This is a genomic window from Exiguobacterium sp. MMG028 (assembly GCF_027947425.1).
Taxonomy (GTDB): Bacteria; Bacillota; Bacilli; order Exiguobacteriales; family Exiguobacteriaceae; genus Exiguobacterium; species Exiguobacterium aestuarii_A.
Genome location: NZ_JAQJIN010000001.1, coordinates 1,327,095 through 1,352,654 on the forward strand (window position 1 = coordinate 1,327,095; position 25,560 = coordinate 1,352,654).

Below are 25,560 nucleotides of genomic sequence, written 5' to 3' on the forward strand. Positions count from 1 at the left end.
GTGACACCATACGGCATCACATCTTCAAGCTGAATCATTCTGTAAACGGTTTGTCCTTGTGACGGCGTTTCGCCAAAATCAGGTAGTATGCCGGGACAAGCACGAGAGTCAACACAGTCGAGAATAGAATACCCGATACAATTCCAATCGCAAGCGGTTTGAAGAGCGGGTCTTCTCCAAGTGCAACCGGTAGGAGGGCAACGACTGCAGTAAGTGCTGTCAAGAGAATCGGACGAATCCGAGCACGTCCGGCTTCGTACACGGCGGTCGTGACCGGTAAGCCTTCACGAATGCGCTGTTCGATAAACTCGAACAGGACGACTGCGTTCCGGACGACGATTCCCGCAAGCGATACCATCCCCATCGATGCCATGAAACTGAACGGCGTCTGTGTCACGAACAACCCGACGACCGCTCCAGCAATCGCGAGATAGATTGTGAACAACACGAGAAGTGGTAATGACAATGAGTTGAACTGGAACGCGATGATCAAGTAAATCAAGAACAAGACGACGACGAACAATGTCGCAAGCTCTAAGAAAAACTCATTCTGCGTATCACTCGCTCCGGACTGGTCGAACGTGATTCCTTCATCTTCTAACCCAGACTTCGCGTCATCCAACACTTGCTCGACATCTTGCTTGAACGCATCTTCATCCATGCCTTCACTCGCATAAATTTGGAGTGTGACCGAACGTTCTCCGTTCTCGCGAGGAATCTGTTGAATTTGCTCCGTTGTCGTTTCTGTCACGAACGTGCTAAGTGGTGCAACAGGTGGACCGGCTTCCGTTTCGACCGGGATTAAAATGTCATCAAGCGCAAGTGCCTCACGGTTCGCTTCCGCATCGATAACAATCTTCACGTCACGCTGTTCCACACCGTCATCGAACGTGCCGATTGGAATCCCGTCTGTGACGAGTCGGATTTGATCACTGATGGCTTTCGCAGTGACACCTGCTTGGGCCATCTCCTCACGATTTAGCTCGTACGTGAGCGTTTGGAACGGCTCTTTGATGTTATCAAGGACGATGGCACCATCGATTTCTTCCAAGTCGGCCTTCACTTGGTCCCGTGCAGCGACGAGCTGATCAATCGTTTCGCTACGCATCGTGAACTCGACAGGAGCCGATGCCGGTGGTCCTTGTTGTTGCGTATCTAAGAAGATTTCTGCATCAGGATATGCTTCACGCAATTCATTCGTGTATTGATCAATCAACTCGATGGCATCGATTGATTCATTATCGACACGAACGACGACTTGCCCTGTGTTTTCACCGGACTGATCGAGTCCACCCGTGAATAGACCAGGAAGTCCACCCCCTGCAAAGATCGATGTTTCAACGACCCCTTCTTCTTCTTGGAACCTTTCTTCGATTTCTTCAAGACGTGCTTCTGTCTCTTCTAAATCTGTCTGCACAGGCAACGTCACACTCGTTACCACTTCCGGACGATTCGCCGCCGGGAAGAACTCAAACGGCGTGAGAAGAATCAAACCATATAACGCTGTCGTGATGACGAAACCGACAATCCCGAACGTCCATGGACGTTTCGCGACACTCGGTAACAGACGGTCGGCATAGAAGTTACTGAGACGATTGAGCGGTCCGCCGAGCCAACCTGGTTCACGCTTCGATACTTTCACTTCTTTTCGGTTCAAGCGATACTGTGCGATTGGGACGAGCGTCAAACTGATGACCATTGAGGCCAAAACAGAGAGCGCGAGCACCGTCGGCAAGGCACGAATGAAGTTTCCGTTCGCGCCAGACAGTAGCGTGAGCGGAAGGAAGGCGAAGACGACCGCAAGTGTCGACGTGACAATCGAGCCCCATACCTCTTTCGTTCCGCGAACTGCTCCGAGCATCGCGGAATCACCACTACGATACCGTCGTAAAATATTGTCGTTGACGACAATCGCGTCATCGACCAAAATTCCCAAGGCGATGATTGCTCCGATAATCGAAATCTGGTTCAAGTCGACCCCGGTGAACTGTAACGGGATCAACGCGATCAAGAATGACAATGGAATTGCCAAACTGACGATGATTGACCCAGAGAACGTGAGACCAATCGTTGTCACGGCGATGACGGCGATGATTGCGATAATGAATTCACGCGTCAGCGATGAGAAGATTGCATCGACAGCCTTCGCCTGTTCATAATACGGAACAAGCTCAAAACCGTCCAAATCTCCAAGACCGTCTTCTACTACCTCATTGACACGATCTTGCATCGTTGGGATATCCAAACCTGACTCAATCGGTACAGTGATGGAAACGGCTGGTTTTCCGTCTAATGAAACGAGGTCCGTCTCACTTTTCGCCGTCTCTTCAACCGTTCCGACATCTTCTAACAAGACAGGCTCTCCATTGAATGAACCGACGATGACTTGCTCCATGTCGTTCACATTTGTCAAGTTATCAATCGCCAGTTGATAGATGCCTTCATCGGTCGATTGGCGACCGAGTGGTGTCGTTTTATACTCTTCGTTGATTGCTGTCAACACGTCAGGGAAGGCGAGCTGCCGTGCACTGAGTTCTTCGGAGTCGAGTGAGACGACATACTCTTGCTCCGGTAGACCTTTGATGGTGACTCCAGTCACACCATCTGTTCGCAGAAGGTTCGATTCTAATTCCTCGATGTCTGCACGAACATCTTCGAATGATTCACGATCATCCGCTGTCAACAAGTAAGAGGCGACCGGTAATTGACCGAGCGAATCATTGACTGTCGGTGCGAGTGCATTTTCTGGCAGCTTTGGTGTCGCGTCAGACAAAGCTTGGCGTACGTTCGCCTGAAACTCTGCCTGGTCAGTTCCATCTGCATACTCGACCGTAATGTTGGAGAACTCTGAAGCCGAAATCGACGTCACGTTCTCTACTCCTTTTAGACTACGTAGTTCTTCTTCTAACACGCCGGTCACACTACGTTCAACCGTTTCGGCAGTCGCACCAGGATATGGTGTTTGAACGAGTACGATATTGATTCCCGTTTCCGGAATCTCACGTTTAGGAAGCTGGAAGAACGTCAGCACACCTACGACGATTGCGACGAGAAGAAACACGATGACCAGTTTCCCTCGCTCAATCATTTTTTCAAAAAACATAAAAACCCCTCACTTTCGGAAGATGTGCAAATACACATATGATATCTCTTCTTCATCATAGAGGGGTTTCGTATTGAATTCAATCCTTAAGCGTGTTGCAATGTGCTGTCATGGAAACGTTTTTGAAATGCGTATGATAATTCGATTGACCGTTGTTTTTGCCTTGCCACCGTATGGTCGGATACGTGAACCTTGACCGATTCACCTGTCAAAAACTGAATGAGTGTCTGATGTCCGTCTTTTTTGATGGCTGTCACGTGCTGAAAATTGATCCACGCACAGTCTGGACTCTCCTTTGCAATCGTCGGAAAGAAGACCGCGTCAGCGTGCCAATCCATCACGACAGGTGTCTTCCGATGTGGACCCAGGACGTGACGTGCGGCTTCGATTCTGCCTTGAATGCTCGATCCATAGTACAAACATGCATGTTCTAATAGGTCGATGGGTGACCCTTTCACTCGCATCACGCCTTCCGGTTGATACACAAGCGTCTCCGCTTCGCCAAACTCGTTAAATACAGGAATTAAAGCTCTCGTTTCATTGGTCAATCTACTCATCTTTTCATCCCCCATAACGTATGTAATGACTTACATGTCATTCATACCAAGATTCAACAAACACCGCAAATCGACTTTTTGACATTTCCCATAAAAAAACCAGCCGTTTCCTGGCTGGTTTTCAAAATCAAGCGTTAGATTTTAAAGCATGGTTTGGTTTGAGTCGTGGAAAATAAAATCTCACCGCAGTTCCGTCTCCTGTATTTCGAAGGGAGACTTCCCCTGTGTGAAGTGTCACAATCCGTTGGACGATAAATAACCCGAGTCCGAACTTTCCTTGTTTGCCACGAGAGAACTGATGGAATAAATCAAGGCTCTCGTCAACGGGTGGCCCATCATTAAAGATGATGATTTCCACGCCAGATTCATCTCGGTTTAAGTCAATTCGGATGCATGTCTCCGCATAACGAAGCGCATTGTCGAGAACGTTCTCGAATGCGACCCGAATCTGTTCCCCGTCCCCGAGCATCTCTCCGCCTTCTCCATTGATTTCCCAATCAAGCTGTCCTCTCAGTTTAAAGCGCGCGACAAGGAGTTCCATCAATTTATCCAGATTGATTGGTTCAAGTTTCATTTCTTGTCCTTTGAAATATTCGAGCTTCGTCACGTACAGCAAGTCGACAACTTTCTTTTCAAGTCGAGATGCCTCTTCGTCAATAACTTCAGAAGACCCTTTCAAGTCTCCTGTCGGATAGATCCCGTCACCGATCGACTGGGCATATCCACGGATGACCATAATTGGCGTTTTCAAATCATGTGAGATGTTTTGGAGTAACGCTTGTTGAGCGAGATCCTGTTCCTTCAATTCTTTGCGCATCGCATCAATCGAGTGGGCCAATTGTCCAAGTTCATCTTGTCGATCTAGCGGAAGAGCCGTCTCCCATTGGCGATTCGAAATTTTCTCAACCGCACGTTCCATCTCGACGATCGGTTTCGTCAACTGGCGAGACATGAGCAGTGCCGGGATGAGCGACAAGAGACTGATGACACCAATTAGAATTGAAATGCGCAAATACAACGTCGAGACTAATTCACGACGGTACGCATCCCAAGCGTAGGATGCTTGATAGACGATTGTACCATCATATTCATTTTGACGAATGATGTAATAGACGTCTTCCCCGTCAATCGTCGTCTGATATCGCTCGACTTGCCCACTTTGGTTCAACGCCTCCTGATACATGCGATTCGTCAATTCGAGCGGTGCCGATCCGTAGATGATTCGTCCGTTCGGAAGAAAGATCAATTGATTGACCGAACGCGACTCTTGCTGACGTCGGTCATACTCGATTGGATTTTGCGGATAATTCTCCAACTCATTCGTATTGCCCAAATAATAGTCTACATCTCGTAACGTCTCATATACTTGTTCATCGATGAACTGGGTGATAGAAGAGCGGACCGTAATCAAAATCATGAGCGCGAGGGTCACGATGATGAGAAGGATGAGTACCCATATCTTCCACATGAGACGCTTCGGCTTGATGGCGTTCATCATGGTCTGACGAGACGGTAGCCGATACCGTAAAGCGTTTCGAGCTCGAGACGGTGCAATTTCTTACGAACGCGGCGCACCAAATCATCGACGACTCGGTCCGAACCGAAATAATCGTTCCCCCAAACTCCTTCAAGAATCTGTTCACGCGATAAAGCCGAACCCGGATGTTCGAGGAAGAGAAGGAGTAAGTCGAATTCTTTCGAAGTCAAATCAATCTCTTCATCCCCGTGTTTGATGAGTCGTTTGTCCGGATAGATTGTATACTCTCCGTACTCGATATGTTCATTCGACTTCGATCCGTAGACACGATCAATCAGTTTTTTGACGCGAATGACAAGTTCTCTCGGGAGGAAAGGTTTCGCAATGTAGTCATCCGATCCCATCTCAAGACCAATGATTTTGTCGATGTCCTCGTCTCGGGCTGAAATGAAGATGGTCGGTGTATTGGCATTGACGGCCTTAATTTGTTTCAGCAATTGAAAACCATCCAAGTCCGGCAGCATGATGTCGAGCACCCATAAGTCTGGCTGATCCGGGATCGCTTCTTGCGCGGATGTCCCGTCCGCGAATGAGCGAACGTTGTATCCTTCCTGTTCTAGATACGTGACGAGCATTTTATTCAAGTTTGCTTCATCGTCGACTAAGTAGATTGTATACATTCAAGTCACCTCAACACGTTTTTTCTCATCATATCAAACAATTGTCGTGAAATGATGGGAAAGGTTTAGAGTCAAAAAAAGAAGGCAACGAAATCGCACCTTCTTCAACGTACTGAATTTGTTCGTAGCTGTTGCGCCAAAAACGCTGTGCCCCCACTAATCAACGCCAACACTCCACTGATCATGATGATTTCCATGATGTCCGCCTCCCGTTGATACCGATTCTCATTATCATCTTAAATATAGCACACATCCTATTTGTTGAATACAACAAAAAAAGTCCCGATTTTACTCGGGACCCTTCGTCATTATGCCTTTACGTCGTATCCTTGCTCTTCGACTGCTTCGACCATCGCCTCGCGTGAGACAGAATCTTCGTGAATCACGTCGACCCGATGCTCTTGGAGTGATACGGTTGCTGATTCGACACCGTTCAATTCATTCAACGCTCCCTCAACGGCAGCTTTGCAGTGATTACATGTCATGCCTTCTACTGTCAATGTTGTTTCTTTCATGATGATGATCCTCCTTGTGTTTTTAATCGTAATGCGTTCAAGACGACAGACACCGAACTGAACGCCATCGCCGCACCGGCAATCCATGGGGCAAGTAACCCCGCTGCAGCGACCGGTATGCCAAGACTGTTATAAGCGAGCGCCCAGAACAAGTTTTGACGAATGTTTTTCATCGTCAAACGGCTCATATTCATCGCCCGGCTCACACCTTCAATGTCATGCCCTACAATTGTAACATCTGCCGCCTCGAGTGCGACATCTGTACCGCTCCCAAAAGCAATCCCGACGTCTGCGACCGCAAGGGCAGGAGCATCGTTCATACCGTCCCCCACCATGGCGACACGGCCTGATTGCTTCAAGCGTTCGATTTGGTCCGCCTTCTCGACCGGAAGGACTTCGGCAATGACTTGATGGTGTGGAAGGCCAAGTTCGTCGGCAATCGCATAAGCGACTTCTTTTCGGTCACCCGTCAAGACATATACGTCACGTGTTTGGCTAAGTGCCTGCACGACATCGCGGCTTTTCGGTTTCAATTGATCCTGTAGTCCGAACGCCGCGACAATCCCGCTCACATCTGCGACATAGACCGGGGTCATCGCCCGCATCGACCAATCTGGCAAGTTGTATCCGAGCTCTTCCATCATCCGAACAGACCCAATGACAAGTTCTTTCCCATCAACGACCGCTTTGACACCACGACCCGCCAGCTCTTCCACTTTCGTCACGATACCATCACCGTGTTCTCGACCGATCGCTGCCGCCAAAGGATGTGTTGATTGCCGTTCTGCCATGACGGCACGGCGGAGCGCCGCTTCATCTCCGAACGTTTCTACCACTTCCGGTGTTCCGTTCGTCAATGTTCCTGTTTTGTCAAAAACGACGATGTTTGCTTCATTAAGTGATTCGAGTTGCCCGCCCCCTTTGAACAATACACCTTGTTCGGCCGCTCGTCCCGTTCCGACCATGATCGATGTCGGTGTTGCCAAACCGAGCGCACACGGACAAGCAATGACAAGTACTGCGATCGATGCACGAATGGCCGTATCGATATCATTCAAGAGAAACGCCCAGACAGCGAACGTGACGGCACTGATGGCTACGACAATCGGCACGAACACGCCAGAGATACGGTCGGCCTGCCGTTGAATCGGCGCCTTATCTGTTTGTGCCTGCTCGACGACACGTACGATTTGAGCGAGCATCGTCTCTTTCCCGACTCGTTCTGCCCGCATGAGGATCCGATGGGACTGGTTGATCGTACCGCCGACGACTTCAGCATCGACCGTTTTCTCGGCAGGAATCGATTCACCGGTCAACATCGATTCATCGATGACCGTCTCCCCTTCGATAATTCGTCCGTCTACTGGAATCTTCTCTCCCGGACGAACAACGAGAACATCTCCTGCCTTGACGAGTTCAACAGCGACAGACCGTTCTGCTCCGTCGACAAAAAGGATCGCCTCTTTCGCCTGAAGCGATAAGAGTGATTTCAATGCATCGGTCGTCTTCTCTTTCGCTCGTCCTTCTAACCATTTCCCGAGCAAGACGAGCGTGATGAGGACGGCACTCGTTTCGAAGTAAAGATGTGGATTCATCGGGTGCACAATCATTTCAAAAATGGAATAAAAGTATGCGGCCGACGTTCCCGTTGCGACAAGCACATCCATGTTCGCCGAGCCGCTCTTCAAGCTCTTATAGGCCCCTTGATAAAACTGTGCCCCAATCCAAAACTGGACGGGTGTGGCAAGAGCGAGTTGCCACCATGGGTTCATCAGCCACGGTGCATGAAATCCGAGTCCTGGTATATGCGTCAACATGACGAGGAGTAAAGGTGCCGACAACAAGGCAGAGATGATGACTTTCCGCTGTAATGGACGTAAGTCATGCGGTGGCGCCATCTCCACTTTTGGTTCAGCTCCGTATCCGATTTTTTCGATTCGGGCGATCAGTTCTTCTTCTGTAATGCCTTCATCGACACGAATGGTTGCCGTCTCGAGCGGCAGGTTAACCGTCGCTTCGACACCGTCCATCTTGTTCAACACTTTTTCAATTCGTGCCGAACAAGCCGCACAAGTCATTCCTTGTATGGATAACTCAACGGTTTTCATGAAATCCCTCCTTATTTTTTGATGCGGCTGACAATCGTCATCAATTCATCAATGTAAGGTTCCATGTTTTCCGTCTCACTTGCGTGAACCAAACACTTGCGCATATGACGTTCTAACAGTTGCATCTCAACTTGCTTCAGTGCGGCCTGAATGGCTGACGTCTGTGTCAAAATATCGACACAATAGCGGTCGTTCTCGACCATCTTTTGAATCCCCCGGACTTGTCCCTCGATTCGTTTGAGACGCTTTCCGAGTGCCTCCCGCTCAGCATCATCACGCGGAACGAGTGGTTGGTCATGCAAAAATTCATCCATGTTGATCACCTCACCATTAATATACCCCTACCCCGTAACAGTGTCAAACGAAAAGGTAAAAAAGGAACGACTCGTAGTCGCCCCTCTCTACTCAACTATTTTGGAATGCCTCGCTCTTCAAGACGGTTCGTAAAATCTTACCAGTCGTATTTCGCGGAAGTTCTTCGATGATCTCAATATAAGTCGGTTGCTTATATTTCGCCAACTTTGTTTGTGTGTACGCACGAATATCCTCTTTTGTCACGTCTTCATGTTTCGTGACGACGAACGCCTTCACCGCTTCTCCTTGCTCAGCATCCGGCACACCAATCACCGCTGCTTCCACGATATCAGGATGTTGATATAGAACTTCTTCTACCTCACGAGGGTATACGTTATAACCTCCGACGATGACCATATCCTTTTTCCGGTCGACGATATAGAAATAACCGTCCTCGTCACGTCGAGCCAAATCCCCTGTATAGAGCCAGCCGTCGCGAAGCGTCATCATCGTCTCTTCCGGCAACTTGTAATACCCTTTCATGACGTTCGGTCCACGTACAATCAATTCCCCGACTTCACCGACGCCGACTTCTTCCCCTAGCTCGTCGACGACTTTGTTTTCGACATGAACGATTGAAGGTCCGATCGATCCCGCTTTTCGCTCGCCGTGAAGCGGGTTGAAGCAAGTGACCGGTGACGCCTCAGACAGACCATACCCTTCGAGAATTTTACATTCGAACATCTGCTCAAATGACTCGAGCAATTGGACCGGTAGACTTGCCCCTCCTGAGACGAACACGCGGACATGTTTCAACGCGGACGTATAGGCCGGTACTTTCATCGCCGTCTGCAGCAAGAAGTTGTACATCGTCGGTACTCCTGCAAAGAACGTCACGCGATGCTTTGGCACCAAGTCAAATACATCTTGTGGTGAGAACTTCGGTAAGATGACAATCGTCGCCCCACGAAGGAGTGGCGCGTTGACGATGACCGTCAAACAGAAGACGTGGAACATCGGCAATGCGGCTAACGCTTTATCCTCTGGTGTAATGTCCAAATACTCCCCGATTGAATGCGCATTCGAGAACAGGTTCTGGTGCGTCAATAATGCGCCCTTCGGCTTCCCGGTCGTCCCACTCGTATAGAGAATGACGGCAACCTCTTCTTCATCGACTTCAATGAACGTTCCTTCTGTCGCAGCGAACGCTTCCGCGAAAGGGATAAACTCAATTTCGCCTTCACGCTTCAATGCCGGTACGTCCGCATATGGGACAGAGATGACGAGTTTCAACTGAGGTAACTTCGAGAGTGCCGCTTCTGCCTGCGCGACGAGCGGTGACAAGCCAACAATTCCTTTGACGTCTCCATCAAGTAGAATGTAGGCCATTTCATCAGGCGTGTATGTAGGGTTGATCGGAATGACGACCCCTCCACGTGACAACACGGCGAAGTACGCGATCAAGAACGCTGGGCTGTTGCCGAGAACGAGGGCGACGTGATCGCCTTGTCCAATCCCTTTTTGTTCAAGCGTCGATGCCATCGCCTTGACTTGCCCATAAAACTGTTCGTAACTCACCGTGTCTTCCCCAAACACGTACGCAGCCTTTTGCGGGTGAGCGGTCACCACTTCTTGTAGTGACTTGACTAAGTTTGCCATGGTAATCCCCCTTTAAATGAATGATGATTCACTTTTGAGCCATAAAAAAGAGCACGTTGTCCGCGCTCTTTTCAATTACTTCTATTGTACATGAAATGTTTCAATAAGAAAACGCTTCCAAAAAGTTCGTTTGTAAGTGATATAATCCCGTTCGGCTTTGAACGTGAACGAGCGCTTGGAGCGACTCATCATCCATAAGTAAATCATCAATCAATTTGTGATACGCCTGCTTTTTCGGTTCCGTCGTAGCTGTAATCAATAAGATGGCTTTCGCGTGAATCGTTTCACCAGTGATCGTCTTCATCTCGCATGGATTCAACAGATGAAGGAGTGAGATGCCGTCTCGTTTTGAAATCGAGAGCGGGACGTCGATGACAGCAACCGGCTCGGCCACGTCACTCACTCCGGACGGAATAATCGCTTCTTGATCCAGGATCACTCGTGTAAATGAAGAATCGACAATTTCTTTACGTTCCAACTCTAGCCCTATCGCCATGACAGCCCGTTCAAACGTCGCTTGTTCCGTCACCCACATCCGACTTGGATCCATCCATTCATTGAGCTTTCGATACATCGTTACTCCTCCTATTTTGATCAGCCTCTACGAAAGCGTTTGCATAAATTATGATACGCCTTATTTTTTCTAGGTGCAATCCGTAGCATCATCGTTCACGAAACTGCCAAACATCTATAATCCTTTGCTATACTTTGGAGTGAAGTATTTTAGTCAGATGTATAGATTTTCGTGTTGAGGGGGGAGAACATTGCTCGAAAAACTTATTCATATCTTTGATTTGGACATCCAACATTCCGCTCCTGCTGAAAATTCATTTAGTTCAACTGTTTATCGATGTGTGCAAACTAATGGTGAGACTGTCTATATCAAAATCCCATTCTCGAAAGTGAAATTATTTCGTGAACTTGAAGCTTACCGACTTTTAAAAGCTCACATTCCAATCCCGACATTGCTAGACTTTTGGACCGGTGATGAACATTCAAACGGTGCCCTGCTCTTGAAAGAATCAACCGGTGTACAACTTTCTGTAGATTCATCGGCCACTATCGCTTTTCAGGTGGGAGAAGTGCATGCTAAGATGCATTCCATTCCACCACCAACTAATCAAAAAATCGCATATATCGAAAATGTTTTTCAAGAGTGGCCACAATTTCTAGATCGTCAATTTTATAGTTTTGCGACAGATGCAAAGCCTTTGTTGGAGGAATCATTATATAACAAAGCCATTCATACTTTTGAAAAAATGAAACTACAGCTCCCAGAACCTGATGGACCTAGTTTTATACATATGGATTTTAGACCAGGTAATATCCTCGTCACATCATCTGAAGTCTCAAGTTTGATTGACTTTGAAACCGTTCGTTTTGGTTCAACAGAAGTTGATTTCACTAAGATTTATCGGGACTATCTGAGTCATGACTTACAGTTATATGAAGCCTACCAAGAAGGTTACACAAGTATTCGACCATTGATCGATCTCGAACGCGTTCTTCCGTTTTATCAATTTACTGATGCTTTTAACAGTATTGGGTGGTGTAACCGTAGAGGACTTGAACAAAATATAGATTTTTATGAGAGAAACCTAGACATCCTTAAAGCAGAAATAAGTTAACCTTTCTTGAATCACATCAAAAAGGTGTTTCGGAAATTCATCCCGAAACACCTTTTTACTTTTAACTAATCAAATCAACCAATTCCTCGAGCTCAACATTTCCGAAGTAGTGCTTCAGATCGAGTTGCATCAATTGCTCGCGAATGGCCGCACGTTCGAAACGAGTCCCGACGAGCGCCTGCTCGACATCTTGGATGTCACCGACACCGAAGAAATCACCGTAAATCTTCGCTTCAGTGATCGTTCCTTTGTTGACGTTCAAGCGGACATCGATTGTCCCGATTGGGAAACGACGCTTCGACTCGACATCAAACTTCGGCGATTTCCCGAAGTTCCAGTCCCAGTTCGCATAACGTTCTTTCGAAATATCATGGACAATTTCCCAATCCTCATCACGAAGCACGTAACGCTCTGGCTGCTCTCCATCGTAAATCGAATGGAGCAACGCCTCGACGAAATGTTCCATCTCCATCTCACGCTCTAAAAATTCAGTGATGTTCGCCACACGGCTACGGACCGACTTGATTCCTTTTGAACGCATTTTCTCTTCCGAGACGTTGAGCGAGTTGACGACTTCTTCAATGTTCGAGTTGAACATGAGCGTCCCGTGGCTGAACATACGTCCGCGCGTCGTGAATTGTGCGTTCCCGCTGATTTTACGTTCACCGACCTGAATATCGTTGCGGCCAGTCAGCTCCGCCTCGACACCGAGGTTACGTAAGGCATCCACAATCGGTTGCGTGAACTTCTTATAGTTATTGAACGAGTTGCCATCGTCTTTTGTGATGAAGCTGAAGTTCAAGTTTCCTTCATCGTGATAGACGGCACCGCCACCAGAGAGGCGACGTACGACATCGATGCCATTCTCTTCGATGTACTTCAAGTTGACCTCTTCAGACGTGTTTTGGTTTTTCCCGATGATAATCGATGGACCGTTGATATAAAACAAGAAGTAGTCTTCATGGTCTACGTTCAAGTGTTTTAAGATATACTCTTCGACCGCCAAGTTAAGCTTCGGGTCGCGGATATCTGGATTAAAAATAAATTTCACAGTCTATTTCCTCCTAGTCGGATGTTCGTTACTCGTATTATACGAGACGAGACGATGACTCGACAAATCTTTTACTTCCACTCACCTGTCATCACTCGTTTCAAGGCGTTCGCGACCCCGTACTCGTCGTGACGCTCTGTGACGTGGTCACTGATAGCAATCAAGTCCTCATGGCTGTTCCCCATCGCAATCCCTTTTCCGGCCACTTTGAACATCGGTACGTCATTCAAGTTATCACCGATGACGACGACTTCTGATAAATCGATGCCGTAATGTTCAGCAAGCTTCGTCACACCGTTTCCTTTATCTGCGCCGTGTGCCATCACTTCAATGTTGTCATTACCTGAAGATGTGACGTACACACCTTCGACTTGTGCTTCGATTTCTTTCCAAAGCGCCGTCATTTTCTCGAGATGGCTTGAGAACGCGATGAACTTATAGACACGCCCCGCTTCCTCACGAATGAAGCTCTCGATGTCGTCGACAATTTTGACGTCTTCATTGACGTAATAGCGATTCTTAAAGAACTCATACATCTCAAGCGAGCGATCGTCACCATTCGCTTTCAAGTTTTTCATCGATGCCTCAATCAAGTCACCACGGCTTGCCACGAGTCCAGCCTCCGTGTACATCTCGTAAAAGACGTCCGCATATTTATCATCTTGATGAAGGACATCAATGACCTGAAGAGCCTCTTCAATCGTCAAGTCGATCTCATGAAGGACTTCTCCTGATGTGTCGAGCACGCGTCCCCCATTCGACGATACGATTGGGCAAGAAAGGCCGACCTCATCTAGGATTTGTTTCGCATTCACATAGTTGCGCCCCGTCGCAATTGCGAATCGAATGCCCGCTGCCTCTGCTTCACGAACGATTTCTGCCGTCTCGTTCGCAATTTTGGTGTGGTTGTGCAAAATCGTACCGTCCATGTCTGATACAAAAAGTTTATACGTTGCCATCTTCCATCACTCCTTTTTCTCTTTCGCTTCTAACTATAACAAAAAGAGAGGGATTCGGAACAATCCGAACCCTCCCTTCATCAAATCTCAATTTTTTTCACGCAATGCTTTCACTTGTTCCCGCACACTCTTCACACAGTCCGGCATCCCGATTCCGTCATAGGCGATTCCAGCCAGAATGACTCCAGGATATACCCGGCTCATCTCGGCACGGAGCGCTTTGACGCGGTCCGCATGAAAGACGGCATACGGTGGCAGTCCGTCACGAAGTCGACTGACGACTGTCTGAATCGGATCACGGTGAATTTGCATGAGACCTCGAAGATCATGCAACGCTGTCTCGATGATTTCTTCATCGGACGCTTCCACGATGTCATCTGCCCCCGGACGACCTAAAAAGACACGGAGGACGTGATACCCTTCCGGCACAGCATGTGGCCATTTCTGGTCGATGAACGTACATGCCGTTATCGTCACGTCCGCTTCCTGACTCGTCACAAATCCTGTTCCAACGAACGGAAGCTCAATATCTTCTTCTTTAAAGACAAGCGAGCAAGTTGCTGTCGCATGCGGTTTCATATCCGCCAAAAAGTCACTGTCGACTTTCGGGAGGAACTGACGAATGAGGCGTGGTGGGACCGTCAATACGAGATGATCCGTGTCGATATCTCCGCGATTCGTGAATAACCGATACCCGTCCTCACGCTCGGACACTTGCTCGACAGAACAGTTCAATACGACCTCGGTCCGTTCTAATCGTTCGGCCAGACGATCCGTGAGCGATTTGAGTCCTCGTTTTAATGAGGCAAACTGCCCTACTTTTTTCGCCCCGACTTCAGCGACCCGTTGTTCGGGACGTAGATGACGCATCCCTTCATACAAGTTCCCGTATTTCTTTTCTCCCTCAATAAACTGTGGGAATGTCGACATCGCACTCATTTGATCGATGTCCCCTGCATAGATGCCAGAGAGTAACGGCTCAATCAGACGGTCGACAATCGGGTCTCCGACACGCTCACGAAGGTACAGACCAAGGGAAACGTCCGAATCTGGCGCTTCTACATCAGGTGGTGTCAGTAACATCTGTTTCAAGTCTTCGTGCTCTTCTTCCGAGAGCAACGTCGTCTCACGAAACGCGTTGACGTCAAGCGGAATTCCCATCACTGTCTGCTTTGGAATTGGATGGAGTCCATCATGATGGAGAACGTAAGCCTGTCCGACGCCGTTTCGAACGAGTTCATCACCTAAACCGACATCTTCAATCAATTCTGTCATGGCTGTCTTTCGAAAAACGTACGAATCTGGTCCGCGTTCAACCGCAAACTCGCCCGTCTCATACGTGTCAATCTTTCCACCGAGACGGTCTGTCGCCTCGAGCAATGTGATTGATACGTCTTCCGGCAAATAACGCTCCGCATAAAAAGCGGCGGTGAGACCTGTGATCCCACCACCGACAATCGTAAAATTACGCATGATGCACGATCACGCTTTCCATTCGATCCGCGATGGCTTCGATGAAGCTTCGCTCTGCATTTGGCATAGCTGGACGTGCGTAGTGGACACCGAGGCGGTCACAGACGACTTTACATTCGACATCGTTGTCGAACAATACTTCGAGATGGTCTGCGACAAAGCCAACCGGCGTGTAGACAAACGCTTCGTAGCCATGTTTTTCATAAAGTTCAGCCGTCAAATCTTGCACGTCCGGTCCAATCCATGGATCCGGTGTGTTTCCTTCTGACTGCCAACCGACTTCAACGTTCGGTACACCTGTCGCCTGAGCAATCTTATCTGCCGTCTCCTTCAATTGATCTGGATACGGGTCGCCCCCAGCCAAAATCTTTTCAGGAAGACTATGTGCTGATACGATGAGACATGCTTTTTCAGCCGGTACAGGCAAGTTCGCGAACGTTTCTTTGATCGCCTCTGCCCACCAATTGATAAACTTCGGCTCGTCATACCATGAGTCGACTGAACGGATGTCGATGCCATACTTCGCTGCTTCTTCATGAGCACGACCGTTATATGACTTGACGCTATATGACGAGTAATGAGGTGCCAAGACGACCGATACCGCTTCTTTAATGCCGTCGTTCGCCATTTGCGCGACCGCATCTTCTACGAACGGTTCGATATGCTTCAATCCGATATACAGTTTGAACTCGATTTCACCTACATGGCGCTCATTCAAGATGTCACGAAGCGTCTCCGCTTGATCGATCGTGATTTTTGCGAGCGGAGATACGCCGCCAATCGCTTCATAGCGTTCCGTTAAATCTTGGAGCGCTTCTGGCGATGGTTTACGTCCGTACCGAATGTGCGTGTAGTAGCGTTCGATATCTTCCGGCTTGTACGGTGTCCCGTACGCCATGACAAGTAGTCCGACTGTTTTCATGATTCATTGCCTCCCATTTTTTCGCGTGAGTAATCGTGAATGAATGCTGTCAATTTGACGAGTACGGCTGGATCGACTTCTGGGAACACCCCATGTCCCAAGTTGAAGACGTATCCTGGTTGCTTCATTCCTTCATCCAAAATCTCTTTTACTTTCTCTTCGATGACCGGCCACGGTGCCAGTAAGAACGACGGGTCCAAGTTTCCTTGGACAGCCTTTGTGATCCCGCGGTCGCGCGCTTCTTGTACCGATAGACGCCAATCGAGTCCGACCACATCAAGTGGAAGGTCGTGCCATTCTTCGATTTGATGACTCGCTCCGACTCCATGCATAATGAGCGGGATGTCGAGGGAACGTAATTCTTTGAAAATACGTTCCGTCGTCGGCTTGATGTAACGCGCGTAGTCTTTACGGCTGAGCGTCCCGACCCACGAATCAAACAATTGGAAAGCTTGAATGCCAGCATCCGCTTGCGCTTTCGCATACGTGATGACCATGTCACCGAGTTTTTCCATCAATGCATTCCAGACATCCGGTTCTGCATACATGAGCGCTTTCGTGCGATGGTAGTTCCGTGATGGACCACCTTCGATCATGTAGCTCGCCAATGTGAACGGCGCTCCTGAAAAGCCGATGAGCGGTACTTCTAATCGTTCCCGAAGTAAACGGATCGTGTCGAAGACGTATGAGATATCATCTGGGTTTAATGGCTTTAAGCGTTCCACATCTTCCATCGTTCGATATGGGTTGTCGATGACCGGTCCGATTCCGCTCTTAATTTCGACATCTACCCCCATCGACGGAAGTGGCGTCATGATGTCTTTATATAGAATGGCCGCGTCGACTCCGAGTTGTTTCACCGGAAGTTCCGTGACATATGCACAAAGTTCAGGATCATGCGTGATCTCGAATAGTGACCTCGTCTTTTTAATCTCTCGATATTCCGGTTGATAGCGTCCGGCTTGGCGCATATACCATACAGGTACATAATCTGTCGCCTCTCCTTTAAACGCTTTTAAAATAGTATCGTTCATACGTCGCGTCATTCCCCTCTAAATTTCTCCTACACTCTTTATTCTCGTGTTTGTGAACTCAAAAACATTATACAGAAATTAATTAGAATTATGCTAATGTGAAGCATTTTCATTGTGTTTTCTTTGTGTCATTTTTTTGTCGGAAATGTTCGGAAGGCCGAATTCAACTGACCGCGAATCAAATCATCACGCTGCTTCGCCGATAATCGACGCTCGCGCTCTTTAATATCTTGAATTCGCCATCCATCTTCCAATTTAGTCGCCACTTCCACCAAACGCTCCACGTCATGGAAAGAATATTTACGCGAACCGCCTTTCGTACGTTCAGGAAAGACGAGACCTTTTTCTTCATAATAACGGACCTGACGCTCAGAAAGTCCCGTCAACTCTGTCACGACGCCCATCCCGATTACTTTCTTCGATTTATAGTCCATTCACCCTCGCCCTCCTTAATAAAAAAACTATGTCAGATAATCTGACAAAATGCAATCCAACATCAAATTTTCGTTTTACACTGAAGTCAACTTTTGGAAAGCACCTAAGAAAAAGGAGGGCATGAACATGGAAGACATTCTCTATTATATGGACACGCTGTATGTACTCATCGCTGCATTGCTCGTATTGACGATGCAATTAGGTTTCGGACTACTCGAGACAGGGACGCTCCGGGCGAAAAACGCCGGTCACGTCGCGGTCAAACAAATTATCAGCCTCTCTGTGGCGGCACTCGCTTTTTGGGCGGTCGGATTCGGCCTCTCATTCGGTGACGGAACGACTTGGTTTGGGACAGAAGGATTCTTCTTAAGCGGATCGTTCACAAGCCTCGATTGGGCGAACGTATCAATCGACATTAAATTCTTATTCCAGTTATCATTCGTTGCGGTATCCCTCGCCATCGCTTGGGGTGGATTTGCGGAACGGGCTAAGCTTTCTGCCTACGTTCTCTTCGGTATCTTCTTCGTTGCCATCCTCTACCCGATCGTTGCACGCTCAGTATGGGCTGGCGGAATGCTCGGATCAATGGGGATGCAAGACTTCGCAGGTTCGGCGGTCGTTCACCTTCAAGGTGGGATGGCGGCTCTCATGGCAACCATCATCTTGAAACCACGTCGCAAGACGGAATCACTCGCTGGTCACAACCACGTGTTGACTGTCGTTGGCGGTCTCGTACTTTGGCTTTGCTGGTTCGGATTCAACGCCGGTTCTACGATGTCGGTCGCTGACGGATTCTTCGGTTACGTGGCGTTGACAACAATGCTCGCAACAGCAGCTGGTGCGCTTGGTGCCCTTGCCATCGTCATGCTCCACCGTAAAACGGCAGACATCCCGACGATCGTCAACGGTGTTCTCGGAGCACTCGTTGCCATCACAGCAGCTTGTGCGTTTGTAGAGCCTTGGGCAGCAGTCGTCATCGGTGCCCTCGCATCGATTGCAACATACGGAACGAGCATCTTGATGGCAAAATATGTGGACGACCCACTCTGCGCCTTCTCTGTACACGGCGTGGCTGGTATTATCGGGACACTCGCACTCGGCTTCTTCGCTTCTCCTCGACTCGTCGAGATTACAGGAATCGGTTCTGCCGGTCTCTTCTACGGCGGCGGATTGACACAACTTGGCGTTCAGACACTCGGCGTATTGATCGCCATGGTCATCGCCGGTGGCGGCAGCTATGCCTTCTTAAAACTCCTTGACGTCACGATCGGCCTTCGTGTCACAGAAGAACAAGAAGATGTCGGTCTCGATATCGCAGAGCATGGTGTATCAGCATATGGTGAAGTTGAAGAAACTACAGAGAAACCAGGACGCCTTCCTAAGATTCTCGGTTCGAGCGTATCGGTCATGTCTCCAAAAAAATAATTTGAACTTTCGATTGATAAGGAGGGGTTATTCACCAAAATATGGTGACTAACCCTTTTTCGCTTTACACCAATTCAAATAACGGTAAAATGAAGTCGTGAAATTTTTACGCATCATCACATTCACTGGAGGTATGACTTATAAACGCTCTTGATTTCGCACTATTCTTACTCGTTTTCATTTCCGTTATGATCTTCTTCTTTGTAAAGTTCATCAATCGACCGAAAAGAAGGTGAACGACAATTAGCATGTCAAAAAATCATCTATCGCTTAATACAAAATGAAAGACGAACGAGATGTTGTTTGAACCATCTCGTTCGTCTATTTTTTTGTATATCTATTCGTCACTCTTTACGTCAACCGTCTCAAGTAATAACGAATGACTACGATGGATAAAACCAATCCAACCGCCGCATCCCATGTCGCGCCAAACCCAATCGAGGCAAGCACGAGAACGATCGACTGGGTAATAAGCAATCGCATCGCCCACCATGAATAGCCCTCAATTCGTTCGTTACGGGTAATCGGAAGCCAGGAGACGATCGAGATCGCCTCTAATCGTTTAAACAGTGGAACGAGCTGTAACGCTGTCAGTCCTACAAATAGTGGTGTGACGAATCCGACATACCACCCGCCCGACATCCACATGACGATGAGCGCGACCGCCGTCAATCGAAGAATCAAATCGAGCGAGTCGTTCGAACGAAGAATGCGAAGGCCGTACACGTAACGGGAAGCATCGACACGTTGTAGTACTCGCTTTTCGAGAAGTTTTGTCAGCAGTCGTCGTTCGCGCACCTCTTCTTTCAAGGTCGGCAAGTCGACGAACCAGCTGATGACTCGTTCAAACTGAGCCCGACTCTTCTCCTCAAGCGCCAACCAGTGTAAGAGTGGGATTCGTTCGTTTCGTTTTACATGTAAGAAAATGAACGGCATGAACGCGGGAATCCATGCCCACTCTGTCCAAGCCATCAAGATCAAGACAGCACTTCCAAGCGCGAACGGTAAAATCATCCATTCACGAACACCCTCAATTTTCGCCAAACGCCCTGCGGCTGACAGTAAGACCATCGTCACGACGAAGGACAGCACCTCGAAGCTCGAATATGTCTCTGTCCGCACGAGAAGCGGCAATAACACGAGCAAGACGAGGAGCGCTCGTAACGTAGCGAATACGATATTAAACAAGCGAACACCAATCATATATGAACGAATCGTACCTAATTCAGGTAGGAGGAACACTTGGTCCGCTTCCTGGATAAACGTCCGCGGACGATGACCGAGTGGCATCAACAGAAGCACCGCCACAGCAATCCACGCCCCCGGAAACGACCCATCGATTCGTTCTAAAAAGTTGTTGTAGACGAACGCCCCGTAGATCAAGGTGAAATAAAGCGTAAACAAGAGCCCTCCGTTCGCAACGTAGCGACTATATTTGACGACCTCTTCCATCCAGTTCCCGAGTCTTGAAGTAAATCGATTCATGACGACCGCTCCTCTGAGGCAATCGCCTCGACATAAATGTCATCGAGTGTCGCCCCAGGTGACAATGCATATTTGTCTCGCAACTGTGCGGCCGTCCCGTTCGCGATGACGACACCTTGATGAAGGAAGACGAAACGGTCGCAATGCCGCTCTGCTGTCTCAAGAATATGGGTCGACATCAAAATCGCACAGTCTTGTTTGTACTCATCAAACAGTTGGAGCAACTGACGAATCGCTAGTGGATCAAGACCGACGAACGGCTCATCGACGATGAGGAGCGGCGTCTTCGTCACAAGGGCGCATAAGATCATCGCCTTTTGTCGCATCCCTTTTGAAAAGACGGACGGGAACCAAGTAAGTTGTTTTTCCATTCGCATTTCTTTTGCTAAACGCTTCGTTCGTTCGGTCAATTCTTCAGGACTTACGTCATATGCTTTCCCCATCAACTCGATGTGTTCTTGTAAGGTTAACGTCTCGTATAAAATCGGTGTCTCCGGTATGTAACTTACTTTCTTACGATATCTTTTTTCTGAAGACTCTAATGTTTCTCCATCAATTTCGATTTTTCCGGATAGTGGTGACAACAGACCCAAAATGTGTTTGATCGTCGTCGATTTACCAGCTCCATTTAGCCCTATCAACCCAACGAGCTCTCCTTTGTTCACTTCAAACGAAACGTCGTGCAAAACTTGTTTTCCAATATATCCGCCGTTCAATCGACTGACGTGCAGCATGAAAACCACACCTTTCATTTTCAACTTTTTTTCGTGATATATGTTTTAAATGTTGTCACATGGGAATAATCTGAACTGTAAGGCATTTTAAAATAAAACATCAATACTCCCATTGTTCCACAAAATCGTTGAAAAGAACAATGGGCAAACAGAGGAAGGAGAAATGAATTATGGGGTTTATTCTTTATTTGATTATCGGAGGTATCATCGGTTGGTTAGCAGGATTAATTTTAGGTAAGGACGTACCAGGTGGAATCATCGGTAACATCATCGCGGGTATTATCGGTGCTTGGTTGGGTGGACTCATCTTCGGTGATTTCGGACCAATCGTAGCGGATATCGCGATTATCCCAGCTCTTATCGGTGCGATTCTTCTTATCTTGATCGTGTCGTTCGTCATGAAATCAATGCGTAAGAAATAATTATTTATGTACAGGAGGGGCTTCCGTAATGGAATGTCCCTCTTTTTTTTCATTGAATCAATAAATACATCGCGTCATTTTTTTCAATAAACTGCTTCTCCGTCTCAAGACCAAAGAACGTGAAGAATGATTCGAAGAAGGATTGACCGTAATCCCACTCTGTGCCGAGTTTGTGTTCCGTCTTTTCTTTCGGTTCGCCGAGTAATGCAACCAAGTCGTCTGGTCGTTTATCAAGATCGATTAAAACTGACTGCACGTCCCCCTCTTCAAACACGATGGTCAAACGTTCATAATCCCATTTCCCATCACGTTTCCCATTTGGCTCTCCTAACGTTTCTTGAACCTTTCCTTCCGATTGCCCGATTAATGAATCAATCGTTTCTAACGGATGACCGGTTTGCGCCTCTACTTCAATCTCAATGAGCTCTGCCCGCTTCAAATCGAATTGCCCCGCAATCGCTTCGCTCGATTCCGGCATGAGTGCATAATCAATCGATTCGGACGTGATCAATTGAATCGTCTCTGTTTCGGACACCGTCTCACCATTCGCCACGGCGACCGCCTTCACATCATAACTTCCTGGCATCTTCTCGAACGTGAATCGTCCGTTCGCTTCATCAATCCGACCGACGCGCTGCCCATCGACCCAAATATTCGTCAACGGTACGTCTGAAGTGACATCGATTCGTTGTGGCAATAACTCAATCCGATAATCTGAAAAGCCAAAGCGCCCTTCTCCTGTATCAATCAATCGAAACAGCCCTTCCGCTTCCATGCCTTTCGTCCGATTCGCGCGATCTTGTGCGACTTCGGCGATGGCATCGCCACGAATGGATTTTTCATCGTTCAACCAGCCCATAAACCGTAGTGCTTCCGCACGCGTTAACGGTTCGCCTTGATACTCTACTTTCTGCTCAAAGAAAGCACGGTCTTCCTCTAATAAGGCCTCTTTAAATGCGACGTGAATCTTATCTTGCTCCGCCGCTGGCTTGTATCCATATATATAGAAGACAATGGCTCCGACTAAAATGGTGAAAATAGATAATAGAAGAATCATTATGGGATGACGTTCTTTTTTTCTACTTCTTGTATACGACATCTTTTCGCCTCCTTTCTTCAGTGCTTACTTCAAGTATAAAAGGAATCAAACTCCCTTCCAATCGTTCTTGCGCCTGAATTTCCGTGGTATGATGAAACAGAAATGACTTTTAGAATGGAGGAATGAAGATGCATACCGATCCAACCTGTATCTTTTGCAAAATCGCTCAACAAGAAATCCCGTCATACCGGGTATATGAAGATGAGGCGGTCGTCGCTTTTCTCGACCTCTCGCAAGTGACAAAAGGTCACACGCTCGTCATTCCGAAACACCATGCGAAAAACGTTTACGAGCTACCTGAAGATGTCGCAGCGGACGTCTTCAAACGCGTCCCGACCATCGCGAAGGCCATTCAACGCGAGACAGGGGCAATCGGCATGAACGTCTTGTCGAATGCTGAGGAAGTTGCCGGACAAACGGTCTATCACTTCCACATTCATTTAATTCCACGCTTCGGACACGAAGATGGATTCGGAGCAAAATGGATTACACAAAATGATGCGTTCACATCTGAAGAACTCACAACCCTCGCATCGAATATTCAATCACACGTTTAAGACAGACCGAGACCCGTCAATCGATGACGGGTCTCGTTTTATGATTGATTGATTGAATCAAGGTGACGTTTCCGTTCTTCTTCTAATTGCGCTCGCTCGACCTGAAGTTTGATTGCCACTTCGTATAACTGTTGACGCGTCTTAACAGATGTCGCTTGTTCAAATTCTTTTCGTAATTCGGTTAGACGGGTATCTATTTCAAGCACACGTTTTTCTCGTATCGATTCTTCGCGTGCCTGCTCTGTTTGTTTCGACGCTTCATACCCCGCCTCTAGTGTGTTCATAATGGAGTCGGCCCAAGTGTCATCTCCCAGTCGTTTCGCAGCGAGATATAGGTCAAGCATGTCATCTACCCAACGCTTCGCTTTCTCCACTGAGGATCACCTTCCTTTACCTGTATTTTAAAATAAAATGATTTTTCGGTCAAAATTGAATGTTCTGAAAAATTTTATTTGCGATATAGGTTTTTAATCACTCTTTTTTGGTAAAATAATATGAAAAGAATGTAATTCGGATTATCCGAGCTTGAGGAGGGGAATGTTTTGTCGAGTCGCCAACGTCGAGATTGGATTGCTTTCGGCTTTGTTTTAGCATTTTTAGGAGTTGCCACGTTTAAAAAACTGGCGAGAGGTACCGCAAATGATGCTGCTGCTCAACAACATCGAGCATCCACAATCACTACGCTAAAAGAACAATTTGGGAATGTGGCGAAACATGCATCGCAAGTTGCCGCCGCAGGGAAACTGCAAGGAAAAGAATTGACTGATCAAGTGAAAGCCGAAGTCGAACGCTATCAACAAGACATTCAGCCTTCAGTCGAGCGAATTCAAGGGAACCTTCAGGAACTCTCGAACGTACAGTCTGCTATGACTGACAACACCGTCAATCAAACACAGTGAGTGTTTGAGGTCATCGTCCGTCGATTACTTTTGATTTTTTATCCGGAAAGGATGGATCGAAATGGAACACGAAAAAGAATTCACTGGCCCTGAGGCCATGCTCTATAGCCACAAAATTATTCAATTGAGTAAGGCTTTGTGGAAAACCGTCGAAAAAGACTGGCAAAACTGGATTAAACCATTTGATTTAAACATCAATGAGCACCATATCTTATGGATTGCCCACGCGTTAGGCGGCGCATCGATCTCTGAAATTGCAAAATATGGCGTCATGCACGTCTCGACCGCTTTCAACTTCTCGAAGAAGTTAGAAGATCGTGGATTACTTACGTTTTCGAAAAAAGAGACGGACAAGCGAAATACGTATGTTCAATTGACCCCTGAAGGAGAATCGTTGTTGCTTGAAACGATTCACGCGTTTGACCCAGAAGGAAACGGCGTATTCCGCGCCTCACTTCCGCTCCAAGAACTTTATGGCAAGTTCCCTGACTTAACAGATATGACGGCCATCGTACGTCGTTTATATGGGGACAACTTCATGGACATCTTTGCTGAAACATCAAAAATGATCACAGAAGAGGCAGGCAGACGTCCTGATGAGGATGAACTCAGCCAAGAAGCCTAACCTGCCGATAGAGTGGCTCTGTGACGTCTAACTCGATTCCTTGACGGACGCATGCCCCAAGAATCGTTTTCACGTCGAGCCTTGAATCTAACATGCCCACAAAATGGACGAGCAACGGCTCTATGGACGTAAACCCATAGCGCATTTGCTCGTTTTGTCGTACCCGAATGTCCTCAAGCAACTGATAAAACGCCTCTACATCCTGCTTCGTCAAGTTCGCTCGAATCACTTCATATTCAAACGGACGTTCTGTCCAATCAACAATCTCGAGTAAGATCTTCATCTGATATGATAAATGCTCGACCTTCTCTTCTAGTGACACTACCCTCACCCCATCATTTCACATTCTATTACATCATTATACGACAGGATTGTGTGCTATGATACTGTACAGACAAGAGAACAGCTGTCATGATTAG

General features: G+C 47.6%; 26 protein-coding genes. 6 read left to right on the forward strand and 20 right to left on the reverse strand.

The window, feature by feature from the left end:
• Positions 1–34 precede the first annotated feature (34 nt).
• The 9 genes from PJK55_RS06915 to PJK55_RS06955 all read right to left on the reverse strand — a co-directional run bounded on the left by PJK55_RS06915 (position 35) and on the right by PJK55_RS06955 (position 10,967).
• Complete coding sequence (locus tag PJK55_RS06915; protein WP_271305220.1) at positions 35–3,103, reverse strand: efflux RND transporter permease subunit; 3,069 nt, start codon at positions 3,101–3,103, stop codon at positions 35–37.
• 86 nt (positions 3,104–3,189) lie between these two features.
• Positions 3,190–3,660 carry a competence protein ComK gene (locus tag PJK55_RS06920; protein WP_224860218.1) on the reverse strand — a complete coding sequence of 157 codons (471 nt, stop codon included), beginning with the start codon at positions 3,658–3,660 and terminating at the stop codon, positions 3,190–3,192.
• Positions 3,661–3,787: 127 nt separating this feature from the next.
• A complete protein-coding gene (locus tag PJK55_RS06925; RefSeq protein WP_271305221.1) occupies positions 3,788–5,155 on the reverse strand; it encodes a sensor histidine kinase in 1,368 nt (455 codons plus the stop codon).
• Positions 5,155–5,817, reverse strand: a complete 663-nt coding sequence (locus tag PJK55_RS06930) for a response regulator transcription factor (protein ID WP_015880954.1) — start codon at positions 5,815–5,817, stop codon at positions 5,155–5,157. The genes PJK55_RS06925 and PJK55_RS06930 overlap by 1 nt, the downstream gene beginning before the upstream one ends.
• Positions 5,818–6,125: 308 nt before the next feature.
• Complete coding sequence (copZ, locus tag PJK55_RS06935; protein WP_074032640.1) at positions 6,126–6,332, reverse strand: copper chaperone CopZ; 207 nt, start codon at positions 6,330–6,332, stop codon at positions 6,126–6,128.
• Entirely contained in the window at positions 6,329–8,440 is a 2,112-nt protein-coding gene (locus tag PJK55_RS06940) for a heavy metal translocating P-type ATPase (RefSeq protein ID WP_271305222.1), read from the reverse strand. Before PJK55_RS06940 ends, copZ begins: the two co-directional genes overlap by 4 nt.
• 11 nt (positions 8,441–8,451) lie before the next feature.
• Complete coding sequence (locus PJK55_RS06945) at positions 8,452–8,754, reverse strand: metal-sensitive transcriptional regulator (RefSeq protein ID WP_214739359.1); 303 nt, start codon at positions 8,752–8,754, stop codon at positions 8,452–8,454.
• 91 nt (positions 8,755–8,845) lie between these two features.
• The gene (locus tag PJK55_RS06950; RefSeq protein ID WP_271305223.1) at positions 8,846–10,393 is read right to left on the reverse strand and encodes a long-chain-fatty-acid--CoA ligase; all 1,548 of its coding nucleotides are present in this window, start codon (positions 10,391–10,393) and stop codon (positions 8,846–8,848) included.
• A 100-nt stretch (positions 10,394–10,493) separates the two neighbouring features.
• Positions 10,494–10,967, reverse strand: coding sequence for a PTS sugar transporter subunit IIA (locus tag PJK55_RS06955; RefSeq protein WP_214696184.1), 474 nt, complete (start codon positions 10,965–10,967; stop codon positions 10,494–10,496).
• A gap of 190 nt (positions 10,968–11,157) precedes the next feature.
• Between PJK55_RS06955 and PJK55_RS06960 the strand changes: the two genes are divergently transcribed.
• Entirely contained in the window at positions 11,158–12,021 is an 864-nt protein-coding gene (locus tag PJK55_RS06960) for an aminoglycoside phosphotransferase family protein (protein WP_271305224.1), read from the forward strand.
• A gap of 61 nt (positions 12,022–12,082) precedes the next feature.
• Here PJK55_RS06960 and PJK55_RS06965 read toward each other — a convergent pair whose 3' ends face one another.
• The 6 genes from PJK55_RS06965 to PJK55_RS06990 all read right to left on the reverse strand — a co-directional run bounded on the left by PJK55_RS06965 (position 12,083) and on the right by PJK55_RS06990 (position 17,894).
• Positions 12,083–13,072 carry a lipoate--protein ligase gene (locus PJK55_RS06965; protein WP_074037667.1) on the reverse strand — a complete coding sequence of 330 codons (990 nt, stop codon included), beginning with the start codon at positions 13,070–13,072 and terminating at the stop codon, positions 12,083–12,085.
• A gap of 71 nt (positions 13,073–13,143) precedes the next feature.
• The gene (locus PJK55_RS06970; RefSeq protein WP_271305225.1) at positions 13,144–14,031 is read right to left on the reverse strand and encodes a Cof-type HAD-IIB family hydrolase; all 888 of its coding nucleotides are present in this window, start codon (positions 14,029–14,031) and stop codon (positions 13,144–13,146) included.
• 87 nt (positions 14,032–14,118) lie between these two features.
• Positions 14,119–15,504 (reverse strand): protoporphyrinogen oxidase, encoded by a 1,386-nt coding sequence (gene hemG, locus PJK55_RS06975; protein WP_271305226.1) that lies wholly within the window; start codon positions 15,502–15,504, stop codon positions 14,119–14,121.
• Entirely contained in the window at positions 15,497–16,426 is a 930-nt protein-coding gene (gene hemH / locus PJK55_RS06980) for a ferrochelatase (protein ID WP_214696193.1), read from the reverse strand. The genes hemG and hemH overlap by 8 nt, the downstream gene beginning before the upstream one ends.
• Positions 16,423–17,472 carry a uroporphyrinogen decarboxylase gene (gene hemE, locus PJK55_RS06985; protein WP_074032631.1) on the reverse strand — a complete coding sequence of 350 codons (1,050 nt, stop codon included), beginning with the start codon at positions 17,470–17,472 and terminating at the stop codon, positions 16,423–16,425. The genes hemH and hemE overlap by 4 nt, the downstream gene beginning before the upstream one ends.
• 116 nt (positions 17,473–17,588) lie before the next feature.
• The gene (locus PJK55_RS06990) at positions 17,589–17,894 is read right to left on the reverse strand and encodes a MerR family transcriptional regulator (RefSeq protein ID WP_074032630.1); all 306 of its coding nucleotides are present in this window, start codon (positions 17,892–17,894) and stop codon (positions 17,589–17,591) included.
• A gap of 121 nt (positions 17,895–18,015) precedes the next feature.
• Between PJK55_RS06990 and PJK55_RS06995 the strand changes: the two genes are divergently transcribed.
• On the forward strand, positions 18,016–19,320 hold the full coding sequence (locus tag PJK55_RS06995; RefSeq protein ID WP_224860203.1) for an ammonium transporter: 1,305 nt from the start codon (positions 18,016–18,018) through the stop codon (positions 19,318–19,320).
• Between the two features lie 351 nt (positions 19,321–19,671).
• On the opposite strand, the gene PJK55_RS07000 is transcribed toward PJK55_RS06995, so the two are convergent.
• Positions 19,672–20,805 carry an ABC transporter permease gene (locus PJK55_RS07000; RefSeq protein WP_271305227.1) on the reverse strand — a complete coding sequence of 378 codons (1,134 nt, stop codon included), beginning with the start codon at positions 20,803–20,805 and terminating at the stop codon, positions 19,672–19,674.
• Positions 20,802–21,539 carry an ABC transporter ATP-binding protein gene (locus PJK55_RS07005; RefSeq protein WP_271305228.1) on the reverse strand — a complete coding sequence of 246 codons (738 nt, stop codon included), beginning with the start codon at positions 21,537–21,539 and terminating at the stop codon, positions 20,802–20,804. Before PJK55_RS07005 ends, PJK55_RS07000 begins: the two co-directional genes overlap by 4 nt.
• 170 nt (positions 21,540–21,709) lie before the next feature.
• Between PJK55_RS07005 and PJK55_RS07010 the strand changes: the two genes are divergently transcribed.
• Positions 21,710–21,961: a GlsB/YeaQ/YmgE family stress response membrane protein gene (locus PJK55_RS07010; protein ID WP_214789707.1), complete on the forward strand. Its 252-nt coding sequence runs from the start codon at positions 21,710–21,712 to the stop codon at positions 21,959–21,961.
• Between the two features lie 49 nt (positions 21,962–22,010).
• On the opposite strand, the gene PJK55_RS07015 is transcribed toward PJK55_RS07010, so the two are convergent.
• Positions 22,011–23,060 (reverse strand): hypothetical protein, encoded by a 1,050-nt coding sequence (locus PJK55_RS07015; protein WP_271305229.1) that lies wholly within the window; start codon positions 23,058–23,060, stop codon positions 22,011–22,013.
• A 128-nt stretch (positions 23,061–23,188) separates the two neighbouring features.
• Here PJK55_RS07015 and PJK55_RS07020 point away from each other — a divergent pair, with 128 nt between their 5' ends.
• Positions 23,189–23,617 (forward strand): HIT family protein, encoded by a 429-nt coding sequence (locus tag PJK55_RS07020; protein WP_271305230.1) that lies wholly within the window; start codon positions 23,189–23,191, stop codon positions 23,615–23,617.
• A 38-nt stretch (positions 23,618–23,655) separates the two neighbouring features.
• Here PJK55_RS07020 and PJK55_RS07025 read toward each other — a convergent pair whose 3' ends face one another.
• A complete protein-coding gene (locus PJK55_RS07025) occupies positions 23,656–23,991 on the reverse strand; it encodes a hypothetical protein (protein WP_214819204.1) in 336 nt (111 codons plus the stop codon).
• A gap of 168 nt (positions 23,992–24,159) precedes the next feature.
• Between PJK55_RS07025 and PJK55_RS07030 the strand changes: the two genes are divergently transcribed.
• The gene (locus PJK55_RS07030) at positions 24,160–24,516 is read left to right on the forward strand and encodes a hypothetical protein (protein WP_074032623.1); all 357 of its coding nucleotides are present in this window, start codon (positions 24,160–24,162) and stop codon (positions 24,514–24,516) included.
• A gap of 61 nt (positions 24,517–24,577) precedes the next feature.
• Complete coding sequence (locus PJK55_RS07035; protein ID WP_015880933.1) at positions 24,578–25,141, forward strand: HTH-type transcriptional regulator Hpr; 564 nt, start codon at positions 24,578–24,580, stop codon at positions 25,139–25,141.
• On the opposite strand, the gene PJK55_RS07040 is transcribed toward PJK55_RS07035, so the two are convergent.
• Entirely contained in the window at positions 25,125–25,463 is a 339-nt protein-coding gene (locus tag PJK55_RS07040; protein ID WP_271305231.1) for a DUF1878 family protein, read from the reverse strand. The two genes, PJK55_RS07035 and PJK55_RS07040, sit on opposite strands and share 17 nt — an antisense overlap.
• Positions 25,464–25,560 lie beyond the last annotated feature (97 nt).

Coding starts and splice junctions, on each gene's coding strand:
- hemH (WP_214696193.1), bottom strand. CDS start 16,426: ATGAAAACAGTCGGACTACTTGTCATGGCGTACGGGACACCGTACAAG.
- copZ (WP_074032640.1), bottom strand. CDS start 6,332: ATGAAAGAAACAACATTGACAGTAGAAGGCATGACATGTAATCACTGC.
- PJK55_RS06920 (WP_224860218.1), bottom strand. CDS start 3,660: ATGAGTAGATTGACCAATGAAACGAGAGCTTTAATTCCTGTATTTAAC.
- hemE (WP_074032631.1), bottom strand. CDS start 17,472: ATGACGCGACGTATGAACGATACTATTTTAAAAGCGTTTAAAGGAGAG.
- PJK55_RS07005 (WP_271305228.1), bottom strand. CDS start 21,539: ATGCTGCACGTCAGTCGATTGAACGGCGGATATATTGGAAAACAAGTT.
- PJK55_RS07015 (WP_271305229.1), bottom strand. CDS start 23,060: ATGTCGTATACAAGAAGTAGAAAAAAAGAACGTCATCCCATAATGATT.
- PJK55_RS06930 (WP_015880954.1), bottom strand. CDS start 5,817: ATGTATACAATCTACTTAGTCGACGATGAAGCAAACTTGAATAAAATG.
- PJK55_RS06925 (WP_271305221.1), bottom strand. CDS start 5,155: ATGAACGCCATCAAGCCGAAGCGTCTCATGTGGAAGATATGGGTACTC.
- PJK55_RS06940 (WP_271305222.1), bottom strand. CDS start 8,440: ATGAAAACCGTTGAGTTATCCATACAAGGAATGACTTGTGCGGCTTGT.
- PJK55_RS06970 (WP_271305225.1), bottom strand. CDS start 14,031: ATGGCAACGTATAAACTTTTTGTATCAGACATGGACGGTACGATTTTG.
- hemG (WP_271305226.1), bottom strand. CDS start 15,504: ATGCGTAATTTTACGATTGTCGGTGGTGGGATCACAGGTCTCACCGCC.
- PJK55_RS06995 (WP_224860203.1), top strand. CDS start 18,016: ATGAACATGGAAGACATTCTCTATTATATGGACACGCTGTATGTACTC.
- PJK55_RS06955 (WP_214696184.1), bottom strand. CDS start 10,967: ATGTATCGAAAGCTCAATGAATGGATGGATCCAAGTCGGATGTGGGTG.
- PJK55_RS07000 (WP_271305227.1), bottom strand. CDS start 20,805: ATGAATCGATTTACTTCAAGACTCGGGAACTGGATGGAAGAGGTCGTC.
- PJK55_RS07020 (WP_271305230.1), top strand. CDS start 23,189: ATGCATACCGATCCAACCTGTATCTTTTGCAAAATCGCTCAACAAGAA.
- PJK55_RS06945 (WP_214739359.1), bottom strand. CDS start 8,754: ATGGATGAATTTTTGCATGACCAACCACTCGTTCCGCGTGATGATGCT.
- PJK55_RS07035 (WP_015880933.1), top strand. CDS start 24,578: ATGGAACACGAAAAAGAATTCACTGGCCCTGAGGCCATGCTCTATAGC.
- PJK55_RS06915 (WP_271305220.1), bottom strand. CDS start 3,103: ATGTTTTTTGAAAAAATGATTGAGCGAGGGAAACTGGTCATCGTGTTT.
- PJK55_RS06950 (WP_271305223.1), bottom strand. CDS start 10,393: ATGGCAAACTTAGTCAAGTCACTACAAGAAGTGGTGACCGCTCACCCG.
- PJK55_RS07010 (WP_214789707.1), top strand. CDS start 21,710: ATGGGGTTTATTCTTTATTTGATTATCGGAGGTATCATCGGTTGGTTA.
- PJK55_RS06990 (WP_074032630.1), bottom strand. CDS start 17,894: ATGGACTATAAATCGAAGAAAGTAATCGGGATGGGCGTCGTGACAGAG.